Source organism: Staphylococcus borealis, from assembly GCF_001224225.1.
Lineage (GTDB): Bacteria > Bacillota > Bacilli > Staphylococcales > Staphylococcaceae > Staphylococcus > Staphylococcus borealis.
This window is the reverse complement of the sequence record NZ_CUEE01000001.1, coordinates 1-19,640: the sequence shown is the minus strand read 5'-3', so window position 1 is coordinate 19,640 and position 19,640 is coordinate 1. Positions and strand designations below refer to the sequence as shown.

General features: G+C 31.8%; 17 protein-coding genes. 14 read left to right on the top strand and 3 right to left on the bottom strand.

The features are described 5' to 3' along the window. Positions 1–17: 17 nt before the first annotated feature. The gene (locus AK212_RS00085; protein ID WP_053028530.1) at positions 18–1,967 is read right to left on the bottom strand and encodes an IucA/IucC family protein; all 1,950 of its coding nucleotides are present in this window, start codon (positions 1,965–1,967) and stop codon (positions 18–20) included. A 114-nt stretch (positions 1,968–2,081) separates the two neighbouring features. Between AK212_RS00085 and AK212_RS00080 the strand changes: the two genes are divergently transcribed. The 7 genes from AK212_RS00080 to AK212_RS00050 all read left to right on the top strand — a co-directional run bounded on the left by AK212_RS00080 (position 2,082) and on the right by AK212_RS00050 (position 10,914). Next, positions 2,082–3,251, top strand: a complete 1,170-nt coding sequence (locus tag AK212_RS00080; protein ID WP_053028529.1) for an MFS transporter — start codon at positions 2,082–2,084, stop codon at positions 3,249–3,251. Between the two features lie 3 nt (positions 3,252–3,254). Then, entirely contained in the window at positions 3,255–5,012 is a 1,758-nt protein-coding gene (locus AK212_RS00075) for an IucA/IucC family protein (protein WP_053028528.1), read from the top strand. Positions 5,013–5,015: 3 nt separating this feature from the next. Beyond that, positions 5,016–6,077, top strand: a complete 1,062-nt coding sequence (locus tag AK212_RS00070) for an alanine/ornithine racemase family PLP-dependent enzyme (RefSeq protein ID WP_053028527.1) — start codon at positions 5,016–5,018, stop codon at positions 6,075–6,077. Positions 6,078–6,322: 245 nt separating this feature from the next. After that, positions 6,323–7,321 (top strand): ABC transporter substrate-binding protein, encoded by a 999-nt coding sequence (locus AK212_RS00065; RefSeq protein ID WP_053028526.1) that lies wholly within the window; start codon positions 6,323–6,325, stop codon positions 7,319–7,321. A 12-nt stretch (positions 7,322–7,333) separates the two neighbouring features. Next, complete coding sequence (locus tag AK212_RS00060) at positions 7,334–8,365, top strand: FecCD family ABC transporter permease (protein ID WP_053028525.1); 1,032 nt, start codon at positions 7,334–7,336, stop codon at positions 8,363–8,365. After that, the gene (locus tag AK212_RS00055; protein WP_053028524.1) at positions 8,362–9,327 is read left to right on the top strand and encodes a FecCD family ABC transporter permease; all 966 of its coding nucleotides are present in this window, start codon (positions 8,362–8,364) and stop codon (positions 9,325–9,327) included. The genes AK212_RS00060 and AK212_RS00055 overlap by 4 nt, the downstream gene beginning before the upstream one ends. Positions 9,328–9,540: 213 nt before the next feature. Next, positions 9,541–10,914, top strand: coding sequence for a YjiH family protein (locus AK212_RS00050; protein WP_156305040.1), 1,374 nt, complete (start codon positions 9,541–9,543; stop codon positions 10,912–10,914). Positions 10,915–10,989: 75 nt separating this feature from the next. On the opposite strand, the gene AK212_RS00045 is transcribed toward AK212_RS00050, so the two are convergent. After that, the gene (locus AK212_RS00045; RefSeq protein WP_053028523.1) at positions 10,990–11,304 is read right to left on the bottom strand and encodes a heme oxygenase; all 315 of its coding nucleotides are present in this window, start codon (positions 11,302–11,304) and stop codon (positions 10,990–10,992) included. 161 nt (positions 11,305–11,465) lie between these two features. Continuing rightward, positions 11,466–11,726, bottom strand: coding sequence for a SunI/YnzG family protein (locus AK212_RS00040; protein WP_053028522.1), 261 nt, complete (start codon positions 11,724–11,726; stop codon positions 11,466–11,468). Between the two features lie 174 nt (positions 11,727–11,900). Here AK212_RS00040 and AK212_RS00035 point away from each other — a divergent pair, with 174 nt between their 5' ends. The 7 genes from AK212_RS00035 (at position 11,901) to AK212_RS00005 (ending at position 19,166) form a co-directional block, all read left to right on the top strand. Continuing rightward, entirely contained in the window at positions 11,901–12,419 is a 519-nt protein-coding gene (locus AK212_RS00035) for a metal-dependent hydrolase (RefSeq protein WP_053028521.1), read from the top strand. A 55-nt stretch (positions 12,420–12,474) separates the two neighbouring features. Continuing rightward, positions 12,475–13,662: a UTP--glucose-1-phosphate uridylyltransferase gene (locus AK212_RS00030; protein ID WP_053028520.1), complete on the top strand. Its 1,188-nt coding sequence runs from the start codon at positions 12,475–12,477 to the stop codon at positions 13,660–13,662. Positions 13,663–13,678: 16 nt separating this feature from the next. Next, positions 13,679–14,362 (top strand): PAQR family membrane homeostasis protein TrhA, encoded by a 684-nt coding sequence (gene trhA / locus AK212_RS00025; RefSeq protein ID WP_053028519.1) that lies wholly within the window; start codon positions 13,679–13,681, stop codon positions 14,360–14,362. A gap of 141 nt (positions 14,363–14,503) precedes the next feature. Beyond that, complete coding sequence (sdrM, locus tag AK212_RS00020) at positions 14,504–15,832, top strand: multidrug efflux MFS transporter SdrM (RefSeq protein ID WP_053028518.1); 1,329 nt, start codon at positions 14,504–14,506, stop codon at positions 15,830–15,832. A 125-nt stretch (positions 15,833–15,957) separates the two neighbouring features. Then, on the top strand, positions 15,958–16,428 hold the full coding sequence (locus AK212_RS00015; protein WP_053028517.1) for a SepA family multidrug efflux transporter: 471 nt from the start codon (positions 15,958–15,960) through the stop codon (positions 16,426–16,428). A 72-nt stretch (positions 16,429–16,500) separates the two neighbouring features. Continuing rightward, positions 16,501–17,952, top strand: a complete 1,452-nt coding sequence (locus tag AK212_RS00010) for an MDR family MFS transporter (protein WP_053028516.1) — start codon at positions 16,501–16,503, stop codon at positions 17,950–17,952. A 146-nt stretch (positions 17,953–18,098) separates the two neighbouring features. After that, positions 18,099–19,166: a P-loop NTPase gene (locus tag AK212_RS00005; RefSeq protein ID WP_053028515.1), complete on the top strand. Its 1,068-nt coding sequence runs from the start codon at positions 18,099–18,101 to the stop codon at positions 19,164–19,166. Positions 19,167–19,640: the final 474 nt, after the last annotated feature.

The window sequence follows — 19,640 nt, the reverse complement described above, 5'->3', positions numbered from 1 at the left end:
TCAAACGATTTGTCATTTTATTTATGCAATGGATTACTTACTTTAATGTAAGTATAGTGATGTGCTTCATCCTCTAAACGCATTGTAGTCACGCATTTATAATCTATTACTTCATCAAATATGACTTTTTTAATTTGAGATATGCGATCTGTGTTAACGTTTGTTAATTGATTTAGAATATGATGAATGATATTTCCAACACTATTCCATATTGTAGCTTCAAATTTGTCGTCATCGATAAACTTAGAAACGGTCAATATAAGTTCACCTATATGATTTTGAACAGTCGAGTAAAATACTTTATTAAATACTGTAGTTTTAGAATCGGTTAGTATTCTAGATTTTTCGTGAAAATGCTCAGTCACATAACCAGCTTCATTTAATTGTTGTTCATCGATTCGTAAACCTTCAAAGTCACGAATATATATGGTACGCAATCGGCCATCAGTATTAAATGTTGCAATTGAATTTTGTAAATGTGCTTCTAATGCAATACCATATTTCACATATAAAGGCATGACGATACCCAACAGTTGAGAAATATAGTCGGTTAACCATTCGTGTGCTGCAACGTCTAAACTATCCTTTACATAATTCGTTTTATAGCGCTGAATTAAACTTATTATCGGCGGTTCTTCATTATTTTTATAAGTAGCCACTAAACTCGATGGAATAATAGGCACACTATCATTGTCTATTAGATTATAAATATTATCTCTAAAAAGGGTCCCTAATTGTTCACTACGATCTGTTTGTATAGCCTCAGCGTCTTTTGAATTATAAAAGTGAATGCCAGCAAATTCATTTAAAATACCAGTTCTATAGTATGTGAAATCTACATCTTGTTCTAGAATGTCATTTAAAATACGAGTCACTAAAGGACCATTGTGTGTGGTCTGTTCAGATAAAGTTCTAATTTCACCAGTAATATGCACATTAGTAGATAATTTGATATGTGGCAAAGTTACAGGATATTTTGGCATTAATGTTCTGAATGATAATCCAGCATAATATGGCAGTTCTACGTTTAATGGAATCATTAAATGATGCTTTAATTCTTCTTCGTATTGATGTAGTAATATGTTATGAAACTGCCATGGGTGGACAATCATCAATTCATAATCATCTAGATTACTAAAACCAGTACATTCATTTGCAATGCGTTGATAGAGTTCTGGAAAGTGGGATTTTAGTTCATCATTATACGTAAGCGATAACGTTTCTGTTTTAGCAATACTTTGATGAATAAGTACACATTTTAAATTAATTTCTTTATTATATTCAGAACTATATTTAATATTTTCATTAGCATTTAGCCCTTTACGTAATTTAGCACCAGGATGAAGCGGATGACCTTCAATAACAGCCTGCTCCGAACGTAAATAACTATCTTGTTCATTAAAAATAATGTCCAATAATGGTTCGTTTGCATGTTGCATCTCATAAGCTTGATAAGCAAGTGCTAACGCCATATTTGCAACACTATTCTCCATATCATCCTTAAATTGTGAACTTGCTTCATTATCTAACGCTGGTTTTTCTTTTAAAATGCTAGCTAATATTTCATTTGGATGCAATATACGACAAAATTGGTTACTATGTTTAGCGCGATAATAAAACGGGCCTTCAACATCCACACGTCCAAAAGCATGCTTACCAGTAATACGTGCAAAGATATATTTATCCTCTTGTGGAAAATACACGCGCATCATTTGGTGTTGTCCATCGATGGGACAGTCTTCGATATCATTGGACCACATGATGACACTATTTGATTGAGCGTTAACTAAATTCTCTCTGTAGAGTGATGTAATTAAACGTTGTGAGATTTTATCTCGTGCAATGAGTAACTCATTTTTAAAGTAGCTAACTAAGTGGGGTAACGCTTGTTCTAAATAGTTTAACGCGCCTAATTCTTCCTCAGTTAACTGTATGTTTTTATTATGTATTGAAATTAAATTATTCATATGGCACCTCAAATTCATTTTACAAAAATCTAAAACATTTGTATAATCCATAATATCGATAATGATATTCATTATCAATTATAAATATTATTATAAATAAGTAGGTGGAATACTGTGGCGAAATTTTTCTTCTCTAGTTCCTTTTTATTATTTCTAGGGAATTGGATAGGACAAATTGGCTTGAATTGGTATGTGCTTACTAGTTATCATAACGCAGTCTATTTAGGATTGGTTAATTTTTGCCGACTCGTACCGATTTTGTTATTAAGTGTCTGGGCTGGCGCTATTTCAGACAAGTTTGATAGAGGGAAATTACTTAAAATAACTATTTCATCCTCATTTATAGTGACAGGCATACTATGTGCTTGTACTTTTCTATTAGCTAAAGTACCAATTAGTATCATTCTGATTTATGCGACACTTAGAGGTATGATTAATGCGACAGAAACACCAATAAGACAGGCTGTATTACCTGATTTATCTAGTCGGTTAAATACGAGTCAAGCTGTTTCATATCATTCTTTCATCATCAACATTTGTCGTTCAATCGGTCCAGCGGTTGCAGGACTTATTTTATCTATTTACCATGCACCGGCTACTTTTCTTGCTCAAACGGCGTGTTACTGCATTGCGACACTTTTATGTTTACCATTAACGTTCAAGAATGAAAGTGAGATAAGTAAAGCGGGCAAGGCGTTTTCTTTTAATGTTGTTTGGGAATACTTTAAGAATAATATGCAAGCTTCAAGAATATTCATTACTTCATTAATCATAATGGCTACAGGTTTTTCATATACGACATTAGTCCCAGTATTAGTACATGATATATTTCCAGGTCGTTCAGAAATATTTGGCGTATCAATGACTTTTTGTGCCATAGGTGGTATGCTAGCCACACTTTTACTACCTATGATTTTGAAAAAGTTAAATACCGTTCATATGTATTATTTAAGTTCTTGTCTATTTGGCATAGCACTATTAGGCGTCATCATACATCAGATTATAGTCATGTTCATTTGTATGGCACTTGTAGGTTTATTTAGTCAATTCGCGAGAACGTCAAATCGAATTTACTTTCAAGAGGATATAACACCTGAGCATCGTGGAAAAATATTAAGTATCGTAATGATGGACAGAGGAATGATACCATTAGGAAGTTTACTATTAACAACTTTATCAGAAGTTATGGGTGCTATTAATACATTCATCGTAATGGGCGTATTTACTTTTATAATTGCATTCATAGCATATATGATGCAAAGACCAATTAAAGTGGAGGAGTAACGTATGATTCAAAACGCATGGCAAAATGCGGACACCAACATTCAATATCGCATTTTAAATGCATTGATCAAAGAAAGCATTTGGCCTGAACAAACCATAATAACAACTCAAAATCATCAATTAACTATACAATATCATGGGTGTATACTATCTACTCATTTTAATCGTAAAAGTATGATGTCACGATATGACTTTAAAGGTCCAATTACATACCAATGTGGTAATGAAAATAAAACAATCACTGAGGTAGAGAAATTATTAAGTATTTTAAAACATCACTTTGATATTGATATACAACAACAACTTATTAATGAAATTATACATAGCAGGGATAGCTTTGTTGAGATTTATAAGCAATTCGATCAACGGCAACATAACGTGCAATCAAGTATGCAGTTCTCTTGTATGCCGACCACATTAAATTTCTTTGCATGGTTACAGCATTTAAGTGATTCCAATGAGATTAATGATTTATTATATTCGGAAAGTTTAGTATTGGAAGGACATCCAACGCATCCACTTACTAAAACTAAACTGCCATTAACTATGGATGAAGTTAAAATGTATTCGCCTGAATTTGAAAAAGTCATTCCATTAAAAATAATGTTATTACAGAAAGACTGCGCTCAAGCGACAAGTATTGATGGTACTGAAGACTTTATATTAAGAGAAGTTATTCCAGAATATCAATTAAGGCTAAGAAAATATGCACAATCGATACAAATTTCATTAGAAGACTATTACGTCATATTGGTACATCCGTGGCAATACAACCATACCATTTATGACAAGTTTTCAAATTGGATAGCGCACAAATTATTAGTCACGACACCATTCGAAGTCGATTCTAAAGCCACATTATCATTTAGAACGATGTCTTTAATTAATAAACCTTATCACGTAAAACTACCTGTAAATGTACAAGCGACAAGTGCTGTCAGAACTGTATCAAGTGTAACAACAGTAGATGGACCAAAATTGAGTAAGTCTCTACACAATGTCTTAAACCAATATTCACAACTAAACGTTGCCATCGAGCCATATGGATTGTGTGCTAAAACAAATGACGATGACGCGAGACAATTGGCATGTATCATAAGAGAAAAACCTTACATAGCAAATAATGGTGTGACAATTGTTACTGGTGCATTGGTTAACCCAAATCCAATTGATCAACACATCACAGTTGATAGTTATATTGAGTGGGTTAATGGTGAAGTAAATAAAAGTGGCATCATAACGTTTATGGAAAATTATAGTCGACAACTTATTACACCTTTACTCAATTTAATACAAGACTATGGCATAGCATTAGAAGCACATATGCAAAATACGATAGTAAATTTGGGCCCGAATTTTCAAATGAATTTTATTGTACGAGATTTAGGTGGCTCTCGTATAGACTTAAACACACTTACACATAAAATGAATAATATACAAATAACAAATCAAAGTTTATTAGCCCAAACAATTGAGGAAGTCATTGCTAAATTTCAGCATGCGGTTATACAAAATCAGTTAGCTGAATTAATATATCATTTTTCAAAAAAAGAAATTATAACAGAAGCGGAATTGTTTCATATAGTCCGAAAAGAAGTCGGAGTCGCTATTAATGATCATAAGCCACATGCCCAAGCATTAAGAGATGTGCTGTTTGGTCCAACGATTACTGTAAAAGCTTTATTGCGTATGCGTATGACCAATAGAGTGAAAAAATATTTAAATATACAACTTGAGAACCCAATTCGAAAAGAGGTGTAATAAGTGGCTCAAATCAATATAAATTTATCTAAAATTGAATATAATGCAGAAGCGTTGAGAACATTATTAGAAGAGAATGATATACATTTAACTCCAGTCATCAAATGCATTGCCGGTGACAGTCGCATTATTGAAGCATTAATTCAATCAGGAATTACGCATTTTGCAGAATCCAGACTTGAGAATATAAATGAAAACTTCAAGGATCAATGCAATTATCTACTTTTAAGACCAACATCTAAGAAACACTATACACAACTTGTCGAAACAATAAAAATAAGTATGCAAACAGAAATTGAAACGATTAGAGAAATCAATGACATCGCTAAAAGTTTAAATAAAAAACATCAAATTATGCTAATGATAGATTGGAAAGATAGACGTGAAGGCGTAATTACCTACGATGTATTAAACTATATAGAAGAAATTATAAAAATGACTCAAATTCAGTTAGTAGGTATCGCTTTTAATTTTATGTGTTTTAAATCATCCGCACCAACTGAGGACGATATATTTAAAATAAATCAATTCGTTGATGCTATTGAAAATAATTTAGGATTTAGATTGAAAGTTATATCCGGCGGTAACTCAAGCATGATTCCTCAATTAATGTATAACGATTTGGGTAGAATTAACGAATTGAGGATAGGTGAAGCCCTGTTTAGAGGTGTTGATACTACAACTTATCAATCTATTCCGATGTTATTTCAAAATGCCATTACATTAGAAGCGGAAATATTGGAGATTAAGCCACGATTATCAGACAACAACCAATGCTATCTACAAGCTATAGTAGATATAGGCTATGTTGATACAGATATTGACAAAATTAAACCGATAAAAAATGATGTTGATATTGTCGGCGCATCAAGTGACCATCTTATGATTAACTTAAATAATCAAGATTATTATAAAATTGGTGATGTTATTGAATTCTCACTGGAATATGAGGCACTTTCTCAAGTCATGTACCATAATCGTATGACAAAGAACTATTTAAAGGATCATTATATTCATTCTTTGAATAATCAAATGAATCATTATCCAATACTGACACATAAATAATTTATTATTTGAATTAAATTGATATCGAAACATTATGTAATAGATTAATTAGCCTTTAATTTAGAATTATATTTCTGATTAATGGCTTTTTAATTTATACTTATATACCTATATTCTGTTGTTAATTAAAATTACAATAATTTTTTATAAAAAAAATTAAAAAATATCCTAAACTATATTGACATTGATAATCGTTATCAATAAACTGTGTATTGTAAACCTATACATATTAAGGAGTGGAATTCATGAAAGGCTTTAAGTTTGCAGGGATAGTTGCATTACTATTTGCATTAGTATTAGTTACTGCATGTGGTAATGTTAGTAATAATGGGTCAGACGATTCAAATAGTAAATCGTCATCTAAAGACGCAATTAAAATTAAACATGAATTAGGTACTACAGAAGTTCCTAAAGATGCTAAGCGTGTAGTAGCTTTGGAATTTTCATTCGTAGATGCATTGGCAGCACTTAATGTTAAACCAGTAGGGGTTGCTGATGATAATAAACCAAATCGTATTATCAAGCCATTAAAAGATAGAATTGGTGATTACAAATCAGTTGGTACACGTAAACAACCTAATTTGGAAGAAATCAGTAAATTAAAACCCGATTTAATTATTGCGGATAGTAACCGACATAAAGGTATTTACAAAGAATTAAGTAAAATTGCACCGACAATAGAATTAAAAAGTTTTGATGGTGACTATAACGATAATATAGAAGCGTTTAAAACGGTCGCTAAAGCTTTAAATAAAGAAGATGAAGGTAAAAAACGTTTAGAAGAACATAAAGAAAAATTAGCTAAATACAAAGATGAGATTCAATTTGATAAAAATGAAAAAGTGTTACCAGCAGTAGCGTCTAAGTCTGGATTATTAGCGCATCCAAGTGAATCTTATGTAGGTCAATTCCTAACTCAACTTGGCTTTAAAGAAGCATTAAATAAAGATGTTACTAAAGGTTTAAGTAAATATTTACAAGGACCTTATTTACAACTCAATGCTGAAACGTTAAAAGATGTTAATCCAGAACGTATGTTTATAATGACTGATGGTGCAAGTCCTAAAGAACCATCTTATCAAGAAATGAAAAAAGATCCAGTTTGGGATACATTAGATGCGGTTAAACATAATCGTGTAAGTATTGTTAGCCGAGATACTTGGGCTAGAGCTCGTGGTTTGATATCTTCTGAAGAAATGGCTAAAGAACTTGTTGAAATTTCTAAAAAAGACAAAGAAAAGTAAGGTGGCTAAGCGATGACTATTAGATCAACTGATAGTCAATCTGCTATAGATAAAGCAAATAAGAGACGCACTACACTCACATTTATTGTGAGTGGGTGCTTTCTTTTTATTTTTGCATATTTTAATTTAGCGATTGGCTCTTCTGAAATTTATGCAAAACATATTTTCGAATACTTTTTTACGTCTATGGATAATAAACAAACATTTCTTATTCATAATGTAAGAATGCCTAGAATGATTGGCGGTTTATTGATTGGTGGTGCATTGGCTTTAGCAGGTCTATTAATGCAGGCAATCACTAGAAATCCACTCGCATCGCCTCAAATATTCGGAGTTAATTCTGGCGCATCGTTTGTCATAGTACTAATTACCATATTAATACCTGCATTAGGAAATTATGCTACGTACTTAGCATTTATAGGTGCATTTATTGGAGGATTAACTGTCTATGTATTATCCGGATCTACGAAAAAAATAACACCAATTAAATTGGCCCTTGCAGGAATGGCAATTCATTTATTTTTCAGTAGTTTAACGCAAGGCATCATCATTTTAAATGAAGATTCTAATCCTACCGTTATGTTCTGGTTAGTAGGTTCATTGAATGGATTGAAATGGACTGCAGTCTTGTCAGTTATGCCTTGGCTCATATTAGCGCTTATCATAACGATGTTATTAGGCCGTCAATTAACCATAATGGAATTAGGAGACGATATAGCGAAAGGATTAGGCCAGAAGACTCAGCTTATCAGAATTATAGTTGGCCTACTTGTCATCGTACTAGCAGGCGCGTCTGTTTCAATAGCAGGGCCCATTGGATTCATTGGCTTAATTGTCCCTCATATAGTTAAACGCTATATAAGCAAAGATTACTTCTTAATGGTGCCATTAACATTTCTAATTGGTGCAGATTTATTATTGCTATCAGATATGTTAAGTCGACTTATAACATTCCCTTATGAATCACCAGTTGGTATTGTTACATCATTTGTTGGAGCAATCTATTTCTTATTAATAACTTTAAAAGGGGTGAAACGAATATGACAAAACGACAATTATCTATTCGTTATGCCATTGTAATTACTTGTTTAATTGCAAGTGTCTTTGTAAGTTTATGTGTTGGTTCAACAATGTATAGCCCGTTAAAAGCACTTCACAGTGTTTTAAGTTTGGATGATTTTATACTTAATGAATACCGTATTCCAAGAACGTTATTGGGGTTAGTTGTAGGAAGTAGTCTGGCTATTTCTGGAGCAGTGATTCAAGGTGTAGTTAGAAATCCACTTGCATCTCCGGATGTAATCGGAATAACTAAAGGTGCAAGTTTAGCAGCAATTATTGTAATTATGTTATTTCCTTCTGCACCACTATTAGTATTACCAATTGGTTCGTTTATAGGTGCATTATTAATCAGTTTAATTTTGTCATTTTTGATTTCTAAATATAATATTAAAGGATCAACATTAGCTTTGATAGGTTTAGCTATCGGTGCGATATGTACAGCTGTGGTTCAATTTTTACTTATTAGAAATCCTATGGATGCTAATAATGCTTTAGTTTGGTTAACAGGTAGTTTATACGGTCATACCATTGATAATTTTTATTCAATCCTACCTTGGTTTATTATTACTTTACCATTCGTATTAGGTTTGAGTTATCAATTAGATATTTTAAATTTAGGCGAACATATTGCTACAGCACTTGGTGCAAGGGTACAAAGACTTAAGATGATTTTACTTATTTTATCCGTAATGTTAGCGGGTGCTTCTATCTCAGTTGTTGGTGGAATTAGCTTCCTAGGTTTAATTGCACCCCATATTGCTCGATCAATTGTAGGACAGCGATATTTTCATGTAGTAATCATGTCTGGTTTGATAGGTGCGATTTTAATTTTATTCAGTGATGGATTGGCTAGAGGTATTCACCCACCATTAGATATACCTGTTGGTGTTATCATTGCCATCATTGGTGTTCCTTATTTCTTATTTTTATTAAGAAGAATATAATGAAGTTAAAGAGCTAATTTTCCTCTAATTAAACGTGGAGATTTAGCTCTTTTCATATTGCATCTCTATTAAAAATAAGATATAGTATTAAACATATTATTCATAAAAATGCATATATTCTTATATTTATATATAATTATAAGTCTGTTAGTAATATAAATACATAATTAATGAATATAAAAACATCAATTATGAGAGAGAAAGAGGTTATAAATGGTGGAAGGATATACGAAGCAACAAATTGCTAAAGGTAGAGCGAAGTTTATAACAATGTCTATTATTGGAATTATACTTTTCTTAATTCCTATTCCGGTTACGCAAGATGGTGAAAAACAAACGACATTACCTGTAGCGTTTTTAGCTAATTGGTTAAAAGGTCTACTTGGAGATGCAATGCCTATCATCATCATTACTATTATTACATTATCTGCAATATTAACACTTTTGTATTCCACTCTATTTAGAAGTAAGGTTAAGCCTGGTGGACTATTAGATAGTGCATTTAAAGTCGGCCCAGTTTGGATGACATTAAGATTATTGGCAGTTGTCTTTGTCTGGATGACTTATTTTAAGTTAGGGTCAAAAGTGATTTATTCAGAAGATACAGGTGGATTAGTGTTTAACGACCTATTACCAACCTTAGTTGCAGTATTTTTATTCGCTGCACTATTTTTACCGTTCTTAATGGAATATGGGTTGTTGGAATTTTTAGGGCCTTTATTTAGACCAATTATGAGACCTTTATTTACATTACCTGGACGTTCGACAGTAGACAATCTTGCTTCATTTATAGGCGATGGAACTGTAGGTGTGCTGATTACAAGTCGACAATATGAAAGAGGTATTTACTCTAGAAGGGAATCAATAGTGATTTCGACTACATTTAGTGTAGTTTCTATCACTTTTGCAATTGTTATCGCAGAAACGGTTGGACTTCAACATAAGTTTTTTGCTTTTTACTTAACAGTAATCGTTTCATGTTTTGTAGCAGCTATGATTATGCCTCGTATTTGGCCATTGAACCAAATACCCGATGAATTTACGAAAGAAGTTTCTGAAAATACTAGATTAGAAAAATTACCTGAAGGTAAAACGGCGATAGGCTATGGTTTTGAAGAGGCGACAATTGTTGGTTTGAAAGCACCGGGATTTAAAGAATTTTGGAAATCAGGTTTAAAAACGGTCATAGATATGTGGTTTGTTATCCTTCCAGTTGTTATGAGTATAGGAACACTTGCAACGATGATTGCTAACTATACACCGGTATTCTCAATTATTGGACAACCATTTATTCCGATTCTTGAATTATTGCAAATACCGGAGGCAGCTAAAGCTTCTGAAACTTTATTAATTGGTTTTGCGGACATGTTCTTACCTTCCATACTCATCGCTGATGCACATAGTGAAATTACGAGATTTGTTATAGGTGCATTAAGTATTTCTCAATTAATTTATTTATCAGAAGTTGGTGGTGTAATACTTGGTTCTAAAATACCAGTTAGCTTAGGTAAACTATTTATGATTTTCTTAATCAGAACTGCTATCACTTTACCGATTATTGCATTGATGGCCCACTTATTGTTATAACCACAATTTAGGCAATGAAGATTTATGTTGGGAATATTGATCCTATTCAACCAACATAACTTCATTGCCTTCTTTTTAATTTAAGGTAGCTAATACATTAGCTTTGACAATTTCACTATTTATAACTGGAGATGTTTCGGCCGATGTTTTACCTTTATTTTGATGTGCTTCTTTAAATGCATCACTTTTAGTCCATGCTTCGAAATCTTTTTCAGTTTCCCACCACGTATTGACATACATATCTTCACTGTCTTTGTCTCGTTCAACTTTCCAAACTTCAATTTTATGGAAACCTTGTAATGCTTCAATTTTTCCACCTTTAGTAAATCTTGGTGCCATTTTTTCAGCGAATCCTTTTTTTACAGTAATTCTATTTGTTACTACAAACATTTTTTAACCTCCTTATTCTTAAGCATAGTGTAATTAATAACTCGGAAAATAAAAAGTAATTAAGTATTAAATGTCTAGGTATATAAAAACTGCCAACTACATTTAATGCGTTGACAGTGAAATATTACATATAACTTTGCGAAAGAAATTGTATTATATCATTACTTAGTTAATTCATTATAAACTTTTTGGTCATTGTGCGTATAAATAATGTATTCATGATCATCTGTATCAATAATCACTCTATTCGTTTTACCAAAAGTAGAACCAATACGTGAAATATTTTTAGAGTCTAAATCTGGAACGGCATGAATTTCTTGGTCTTGTGAGATATTTTTAATGTCACTAGTAGGGATTTTAATATCTGCTACTCTCCATTGAATTCTAACTTCATTATTATCTTTCTTTACAGTCATTGCCATTAAAGAACACATCCTTTATGTTATTTATGTCTATATCATATATCAGTATGTAATCGTTTTCAAGTATTAATGCTATACTTTTTTATTTTGTGATACACTATTTACTTCAACCGAAAATATGTTCGTATTTTAGCGCATTTTGTGTTAGAATGTTCTCTATAAAGGAGAAGGTATATGACAGGCAAAACTCACGTATCTGCTGGTTTGCTAGTGGGTGCATTAACAACCGAACACTTTCAAACTGATTTGTTCTCTACTGTTACTGTATTATGTTTAGCAGTGGTTTCAAGTTTGCTTCCAGATATTTGTCATACTGGAAGTAAGATTGGTAGGAAATTAAAGTTGCTAAGCATAATCATTAGGCTTTTATTTGGTCACAGGACATTCACTCACTCATTATTATTTATTGGTATCATTGGATTACTCCTTAATTTAATTCAAACTCCTATATACTATTTGGTTTCCATTATCGGTGGTATGGCGTCTCATGTTATACTAGATATGTTAACGCCAAGAGGAGTAAAGTTACTTTATCCGATTCCTCTAACTATTAAGTTCCCATTCACCTTTAAAACAGGCGGCTTAGTTGATGTATCACTGGCTACTGCATTAAGTATTGGCGCATTATACATATTATTCCAAACGTTTATTAATGATTTATTACAATATATAAGCCAGTCCATTTTAGGGTAATACTAAATTATTATGGGTATGAATACATATTGAATTCATCACAAGGAGAGTTAAAATGTTAGATCAAAATCAATTAAAGAAATATAATCAAGAGCATTTGAGTGAATATGAAAAGCTAATGAGTAGTAATGAAAAAGAAAAATTAGAAGCTAAAGTGAATGATTTAGATTTAGAAAGTATTCAGCAATTATTTAAAGATTTATATATAAATCGTCAATCGATTTCAGACGTATCAACAGTTTCAGAAGTGAAATATCAGCGCAAGTCAGACTTGACGGATCAAGAAGTAGCTAAATATGAACATAAAGGATTAGAAGCAATAAGAAACGGTGAATTTGCAGTACTTTTGATGGCTGGTGGTCAAGGTACTCGATTAGGTTATAAAGGACCTAAAGGTTCTTTTGAAATAAAAGGTATTAGTTTATTTGAACTACAAGCACAACAATTACTTAAACTTAAAAAAGAAACGGGTCATTTAGTTAATTGGTATATCATGACTAGTGATATTAATCATGAAGAAACGTTAACGTATTTTGAACAACACGATTATTTTGGCTATAATCCTGATAATATACATTTCTTCAAACAAGATAATATGGTTGCGTTAAGTGAAGAAGGACGTCTTATTCTGAATGAACAAGGTTATATTATGGAGACGCCAAATGGTAATGGCGGTGTATTTAAATCATTAGATAAGAATGGCTTTTTAGATAAAATGGCAACTGATGGTGTGAAATATATTTTCTTAAATAATATTGACAATGTATTAGTTAAAGTTTTAGATCCACTATTTGCAGGATTTACAGTAGTACATGATTGTGATGTAACATCTAAATCAATTCAACCTAAAGATGGTGAAAGTGTTGGACGTTTAGTAAATCAAAATAGTAAAGATACAGTACTTGAATACTCTGAATTAGATGAAGAAGTAGCAAATACGTTTAATAATGCAAATATTGGTATTCATGCCTTTAAAGTTGGATTTATTAAACAAGTGGTAAATAATGACTTACCATATCATTTAGCAGTGAAAAATCTAAAACAATTAGATGAAGATTTTGGTGTTGTTGAAAAACCAACTTTAAAATTTGAACTGTTCTATTTTGATATTTTTAGATATGCAACTAGTTTTAACACGTTACAAGTTAATAGAGAAGATGAATTCTCTCCACTTAAAAATAAAGAAGGTAAAGATAGTGTTGAAACTGCTACATCAGATTTAGAACGTATGAATTTAATTTAAAGGGTGGTGGTGTTAGATGTCTAACTCATCTAAGAATACAAAAAGTGCTGTTGTTGAATCTTTTAAAGACATCATCCCGCTATCTTTTGGTGAAGAAATAGGTAATGCAGTATCACATGGTGTTGCTGCATTGATTACACTTTTTTTACTTCCTTATGCGGCAGTACATAGTTATATAGCCCATGGAACGTTGAGCTCAATCAGTGTTTCAATATTTGTAATTAGCATTTTTATGATGTTTATCTCATCTACAATATATCATTCAATGAAGAACAATACTGCACATAAATACATATTGAGAATCATAGATCATAGTATGATTTATGTTGCAATTTCTGGGACGTATACGCCCGTTCTATTAACTGTTGTAGGCGGATGGATAGGTTGGTTAGTGTTTATATTATTATGGGGTACCACAATTTGGGGCATATTATATAAATCCATCTCTGAAAAAGTGAATCCAAAGTTAAGTTTAATTGTATATCTTGTGATGGGATGGGTTGGTATTATTTTTCTTCCTATTATCATTATGCGTACGTCATGGATGTTCATTTTATTTATAGTTTTAGGCGGTTTATCATATACGATTGGGGCTTGGTTTTATGCGCAAAAAAATCGTCCTTATTTCCATATGATTTGGCATATATTTATCGTTATCGCTTCAATGTTCCACTTTATTGCAATACTTTATTTTATATAGAGAAACTAAAAAATAAGGTTGATGATTTTATCGGTCATCAGTCTTATTTTTATTTTAAAGTGATTATTATATTGCGTCTGAATAATTCTAACGATTATTCTATTAAAGAATCTAAAAAGATAAAAAGGAGGAAAATTGTTCATGAACTTAAAATCTATAGGTATTGTTGTTACATTGGTTTTAACTATGTTTATGGCTGCAATTGAAAGTTCAATTATTTCATTAGCCATGCCTACAATAAGAACAGATTTAAATGCTGGAGCATCAATATCATTAGTATTTACAGTTTATTTTATTGCGTTGGTAGTAGCTAATCCGATTGTTGGTGAATTATTAACACGTTTTAAAATTCTTTATATTGCAATGGTAGGTTTATTATTATTTGGTATAGGTAGTTTAATGTCAGGAATGAGTAGCACATTTGTTATGCTCATCATCTCAAGAATCGTCCAAGGATTAGGAGCGGGGGTTATGATGTCGTTAACTCAAATTGTTCCTAAATTAGCTTTTGAAATACCATTTAGATACAAAATTATGGGTATAGTTGGAAGTGTATGGGGGATATCTAGCATTATCGGACCATTGCTAGGTGGAGCTATTTTAGAGTTTGCAACATGGCATTGGCTATTTTTCATAAATATCCCGATAGCGGTTATTGCAATTATTTTAGCATTTGTCACGTTTCATTTTCCTGAGGAAGCGGAAGTTAAAGCATCTAGCTTTGATGTCAGAGGACTTACATTATTTTATGTGTTCATAGCTTTATTTATGTTTGGTTTATTATATAAGTCATCAATAATATTAAATATGATTGCTTTAGTGTTAGCATTTATATTTATATTTATTTTATTTAAATTTGAAAGCACAATCAAAAATCCATTCATACCAATTTCAGAGTTCAATCGTTCAGTCTCATTAGTATTTGTTACGGACCTCTTAATAGCGATGACTTTAATGGGATACAATTTATATATACCGATTTACTTACAAGATCATCTGCATCTTTCTCCACTTCAAAGTGGATTAGTTATATTCCCATTGTCAGTAGCTTGGCTAGTTTTAAATTTTAATTTAGCAAAAGTTGAAGCTAATTTAACACGTAAGGCATTATACATCACTGCATTCACTTTATTATTAATCAGTAGTATCATACTAATGTTTGGTTTGAAAATGCCATTATTAATTGCAGCAACTGTAATACTCGCTGGACTAAGCTTTGGTTTTGTTTACACTAAAGATAGTGTCATCGTTCAAGAAGAAACAAATCCGAGACATATGAAGAAAATGATGTCCTTTTATGCATTAACCAAAAATTTAGGTTCATCAATAGGTTCAACTGTAATGGGGTATTTCTACGCTATGTCAATAGGATTTATAAATGGTCATTTTTATAATATTTTACTTGCAGCTGCATTAGTGAGTATCTTACTCATCATCATGTGGTCAACGCTTTATAAATCCGAGGCATAGCATATTAAAGCTTTGACATAAACTAAATGTGATGGTTTATTAAGTTCTTTTAATATCGCGCTTTAAATTTTATATTGCGTTTTATAAATGATAAAATAGCCGTGTGAAACAAAGGAGGGCAAAAGATGAAGTTTTTTAAAAATAATTATAAAAATATTTTATCTACTTTATTTGTCCTCACTATCTTTATTATTTCAGGTGCTATTTTTTTAATGTTTTTAGGATTTGGTTTATTTGGTTTAAGTCGAATCCTAATTTTTTTTAACTTAGGAGACTTTACCTATAACAAAAATTTAGTAGATAATTTAGTTTATTATGGAAGTTATATCGTTTTTGGTTACTTCATTTTATTTGCCATTGAACATTTAATGGACTACTTTAGAAAGCAATTGCCTAACAACCCATATTTTAGTGGTAGTATGTTTCATTTGATTTCTTATGTCGTAACAACGATACTCTTTTATTTTATAATTCATATACACTACGTTTATATAAAAATTGACTTTTGGGTCATCGCAGTCATCATAGGGCTATTATATATTTTTAAAATTATATTTTATCCAGATAGTGAGAATCTTAATAATAAGAAAGAATAAGCATTTAGTTTGCTTGGCGTACTAAAATTTGGTTGAATATAACAATGTCTTTGAATTAAAAGGAGTTTTTATATGGCGAATATAGAAGTATCCACAAAAAAACGGAACCTCATTGTTGCAGTAATGTTATTAAGTGCATTTATAGCTATTTTAAATCAAACTTTATTAAATACTGCTTTACCGCATATTATGAGGGAACTAAATACATCTGAAAATACTGCCCAATGGTTGGTAACTGGTTTTATGTTAGTTAATGGGACAATGATTCCGTTGACTGCATACTTAATGGATAGAATTAAAACCAAGCCATTATACTTAGTTTCTATGGGAATCTTCCTTATTGGATCTATTGTTGCTGCTATTGCACCTAACTTTGGTGTTTTAATGTTTGCCAGAGTGATACAAGCAATCGGTGCTGGAATTATTATGCCGCTCATGCAGTTTACGTTATTTACTTTGTTTTCTAAAGAAAAGCGTGGTTTTGCAATGGGCTTAGCTGGCTTAGTTATCCAATTTGCACCAGCGATTGGCCCTACTTTTTCAGGCTTAATTATAGATAATACGAGTTGGAGAGTACCATTCATTATCGTTGTAGGCATTGCACTTATAGGTTATATCTTTGGTGCTATTACATTATCAAGTTACAATGAAACTAAAAAAACAGCATTAGATAAACGATCAGTTATTTATTCAACGTTAGGATTTGGATTGATGCTTTATGCATTTAGTAGTGCAGGCAATCTTGGATTCACTCATCCAATTGTTATCTTCTCATTTATAATTGGAATGTTAATTGTTGTTGCGTTTGTAAGAAGACAATTATATATAACTAATCCGTTGTTAAATCTCCGAGTTTTCAAAAGTAAAATTTTCACTTTCAGTACTATTACTTCAATGATTGTCATGATGTCAATGGTAGGTCCAGCACTTTTGATTCCCTTGTTCGTTCAAAACGGTCTTGGTCTTAGTGCCTTCATGTCTGGATTGGTCATAATGCCAGGGGCTATTTTAAACGGTATAATGTCTGTTTACACCGGTAAAATTTACGATAAATATGGACCTAGACTTTTAATCCTAATTGGATTTATCGTGCTCATTATAACTACTGCCTTGTTGAGTTTCTTAAAATATGATTCATCTTATACCATGTTAGTTATCGTGTATGCAATAAGAATGTTTGCTGTTTCATTATTGATGATGCCAATTAATACAGCAGGTATTAACGCACTTAAAAATGAAGACATTTCGCATGGTACTGCCATCATGAACTTTGGCCGTGTTATGGCTGGCTCACTTGGAACGGCCTTAATGGTAACCATTATGAGTATTGGGGCTAAATTACTAAGTCAAAGTTCATCTATAAGTGCCAATCATGAAATCGCACAAAGACAAAGTGTTGCAGCAGGTGTTGATTTATCATTTGCAATAGTAACTGGATTAGTGATTGTTGGTTTCATCTTCTCTCTATTTATTAAAGAAGAAAGACACTACATTAAAAAAACAACGAATACGCGTGATATATAACGATTAGATAATGATAGAAGTTAGTCTTCATATATTGAGCTAACTTCTTTTTTTATATATCTAAAAAATATATACTAATTTAGAAAGTCAATACATATTAATATTTGTTATTATATAGATATAAAGAATGCTAAGGGGGATTTACATTGTTAACGGTAGATCAAGTGAAAGAAATAGTCGGAGCATTAAAAGATCCGATAATAAATGTACCACTTAAAGAAACAGATGGCATCATCGAAGTAACTACAAAAGAAGAAATAGAACACGTTAGTGTTAAAGTGGCAATGGCGCAACTAGGTGGACAACCACAGTTAGATTTACAAATGGCAATAGTAAAAGCGCTAAAAGAAAATGGGGCTAACACTGTTGGGATACGATTTGAAGAGTTACCTGCCGAAACGGTAGAACAATATACAGGTAAAAAAGAAGAACAACCAAAAACTATAGAGGGATTATTATCTAAAGATAATCCAGTAGAATTTATAGCGATTGCTTCAGGTAAAGGTGGCGTAGGTAAATCGACAGTTGCAGTAAACCTAGCAGTTGCTTTAGCACGAGAAGGCAAACGTGTTGGTTTAGTAGACGCTGATATCTATGGATTTAGTGTACCTGATATGATGGGTATTGACGAGAAACCGGGAGTCCAAGGTAAAGAAATAATTCCCGTTGAACGTCATGGCGTAAAAGTGATATCAATGGCATTTTTCGTAGAAGAGAATGCGCCGGTTATATGGCGTGGACCAATGCTAGGCAAAATGTTAACTAATTTCTTTGTAGAAGTGAAATGGGGAGAACTTGACTATTTACTATTAGACTTGCCGCCAGGTACAGGTGATGTAGCTTTAGATGTTCATTCAATGTTACCAAGTAGTAAAGAAATCATTGTAACTACGCCTCATCCGACAGCAGCATTTGTAGCTGCAAGAGCAGGAGCAATGGCTAAACATACTGAACACTCTATCTTAGGTGTCATTGAAAATATGAGCTATTTCGAAAGTAAAGAAACTGGTAATAAAGAATATGTCTTTGGTAAAGGTGGCGGACGTAAACTAGCAGATGAATTAAATACGCAGCTACTAGGTGAATTACCATTAGAACAACCTACATGGAATCCCAAAGATTTCTCACCATCTATTTATCAAGCAGATGATCGATTAGGTAAAATTTATACGTCTATTGCTCAAAAAGTGATAGCATCTACAATTAAAAAATAAAATCCTATTTAGTGTAAAATTAGCGCATGGAAATTCAGATTTCCATGCGTTTTTCTATTGCAAAATATTTTGAATCTGATAGAATAATTTCTTGTGAGCAACAATGAAACTTGAACATAACAAAGATAAAAATTAGTTCAAAAAAAGTGTTGACTTAACTATTCAAACTTGATATTATATAAAAGTCGTCGAAAACGGAATGTTAATTCCTTACAAAGTTTGTTAAAATGGTGTAAAACTTACCATTGCAAAATAAAAAAAGATGACTTAAAATAATAAAAGTAATCAACAAAAGTTGTTGACTTTCTAAAAAGAATGTTATACAATTAAGAAGTTAGTTTAAAAATGAACATTGAAAACTGAATGACAATATGTCAACGTTAATTCCAAAAACAGTAACTTAACTGTTACAAACACTATTTAGTATTATGAGCTAATCAAACATCATAAATTTTTATGGAGAGTTTGATCCTG

Excerpts from the sequence above, each read along its gene's own strand:
- AK212_RS00040 (WP_053028522.1), bottom strand. The coding sequence starts at position 11,726 with ATGGCAATGACTGTAAAGAAAGATAATAATGAAGTTAGAATTCAATGG.
- AK212_RS00055 (WP_053028524.1), top strand. The coding sequence starts at position 8,362 with ATGACAAAACGACAATTATCTATTCGTTATGCCATTGTAATTACTTGT.
- AK212_RS00015 (WP_053028517.1), top strand. The coding sequence starts at position 15,958 with ATGAAGTTTTTTAAAAATAATTATAAAAATATTTTATCTACTTTATTT.
- AK212_RS00045 (WP_053028523.1), bottom strand. The coding sequence starts at position 11,304 with ATGTTTGTAGTAACAAATAGAATTACTGTAAAAAAAGGATTCGCTGAA.
- trhA (WP_053028519.1), top strand. The coding sequence starts at position 13,679 with ATGTCTAACTCATCTAAGAATACAAAAAGTGCTGTTGTTGAATCTTTT.
- AK212_RS00035 (WP_053028521.1), top strand. The coding sequence starts at position 11,901 with ATGACAGGCAAAACTCACGTATCTGCTGGTTTGCTAGTGGGTGCATTA.
- AK212_RS00010 (WP_053028516.1), top strand. The coding sequence starts at position 16,501 with ATGGCGAATATAGAAGTATCCACAAAAAAACGGAACCTCATTGTTGCA.
- AK212_RS00065 (WP_053028526.1), top strand. The coding sequence starts at position 6,323 with ATGAAAGGCTTTAAGTTTGCAGGGATAGTTGCATTACTATTTGCATTA.
- sdrM (WP_053028518.1), top strand. The coding sequence starts at position 14,504 with ATGAACTTAAAATCTATAGGTATTGTTGTTACATTGGTTTTAACTATG.
- AK212_RS00075 (WP_053028528.1), top strand. The coding sequence starts at position 3,255 with ATGATTCAAAACGCATGGCAAAATGCGGACACCAACATTCAATATCGC.
- AK212_RS00050 (WP_156305040.1), top strand. The coding sequence starts at position 9,541 with ATGGTGGAAGGATATACGAAGCAACAAATTGCTAAAGGTAGAGCGAAG.
- AK212_RS00030 (WP_053028520.1), top strand. The coding sequence starts at position 12,475 with ATGTTAGATCAAAATCAATTAAAGAAATATAATCAAGAGCATTTGAGT.
- AK212_RS00085 (WP_053028530.1), bottom strand. The coding sequence starts at position 1,967 with ATGAATAATTTAATTTCAATACATAATAAAAACATACAGTTAACTGAG.
- AK212_RS00060 (WP_053028525.1), top strand. The coding sequence starts at position 7,334 with ATGACTATTAGATCAACTGATAGTCAATCTGCTATAGATAAAGCAAAT.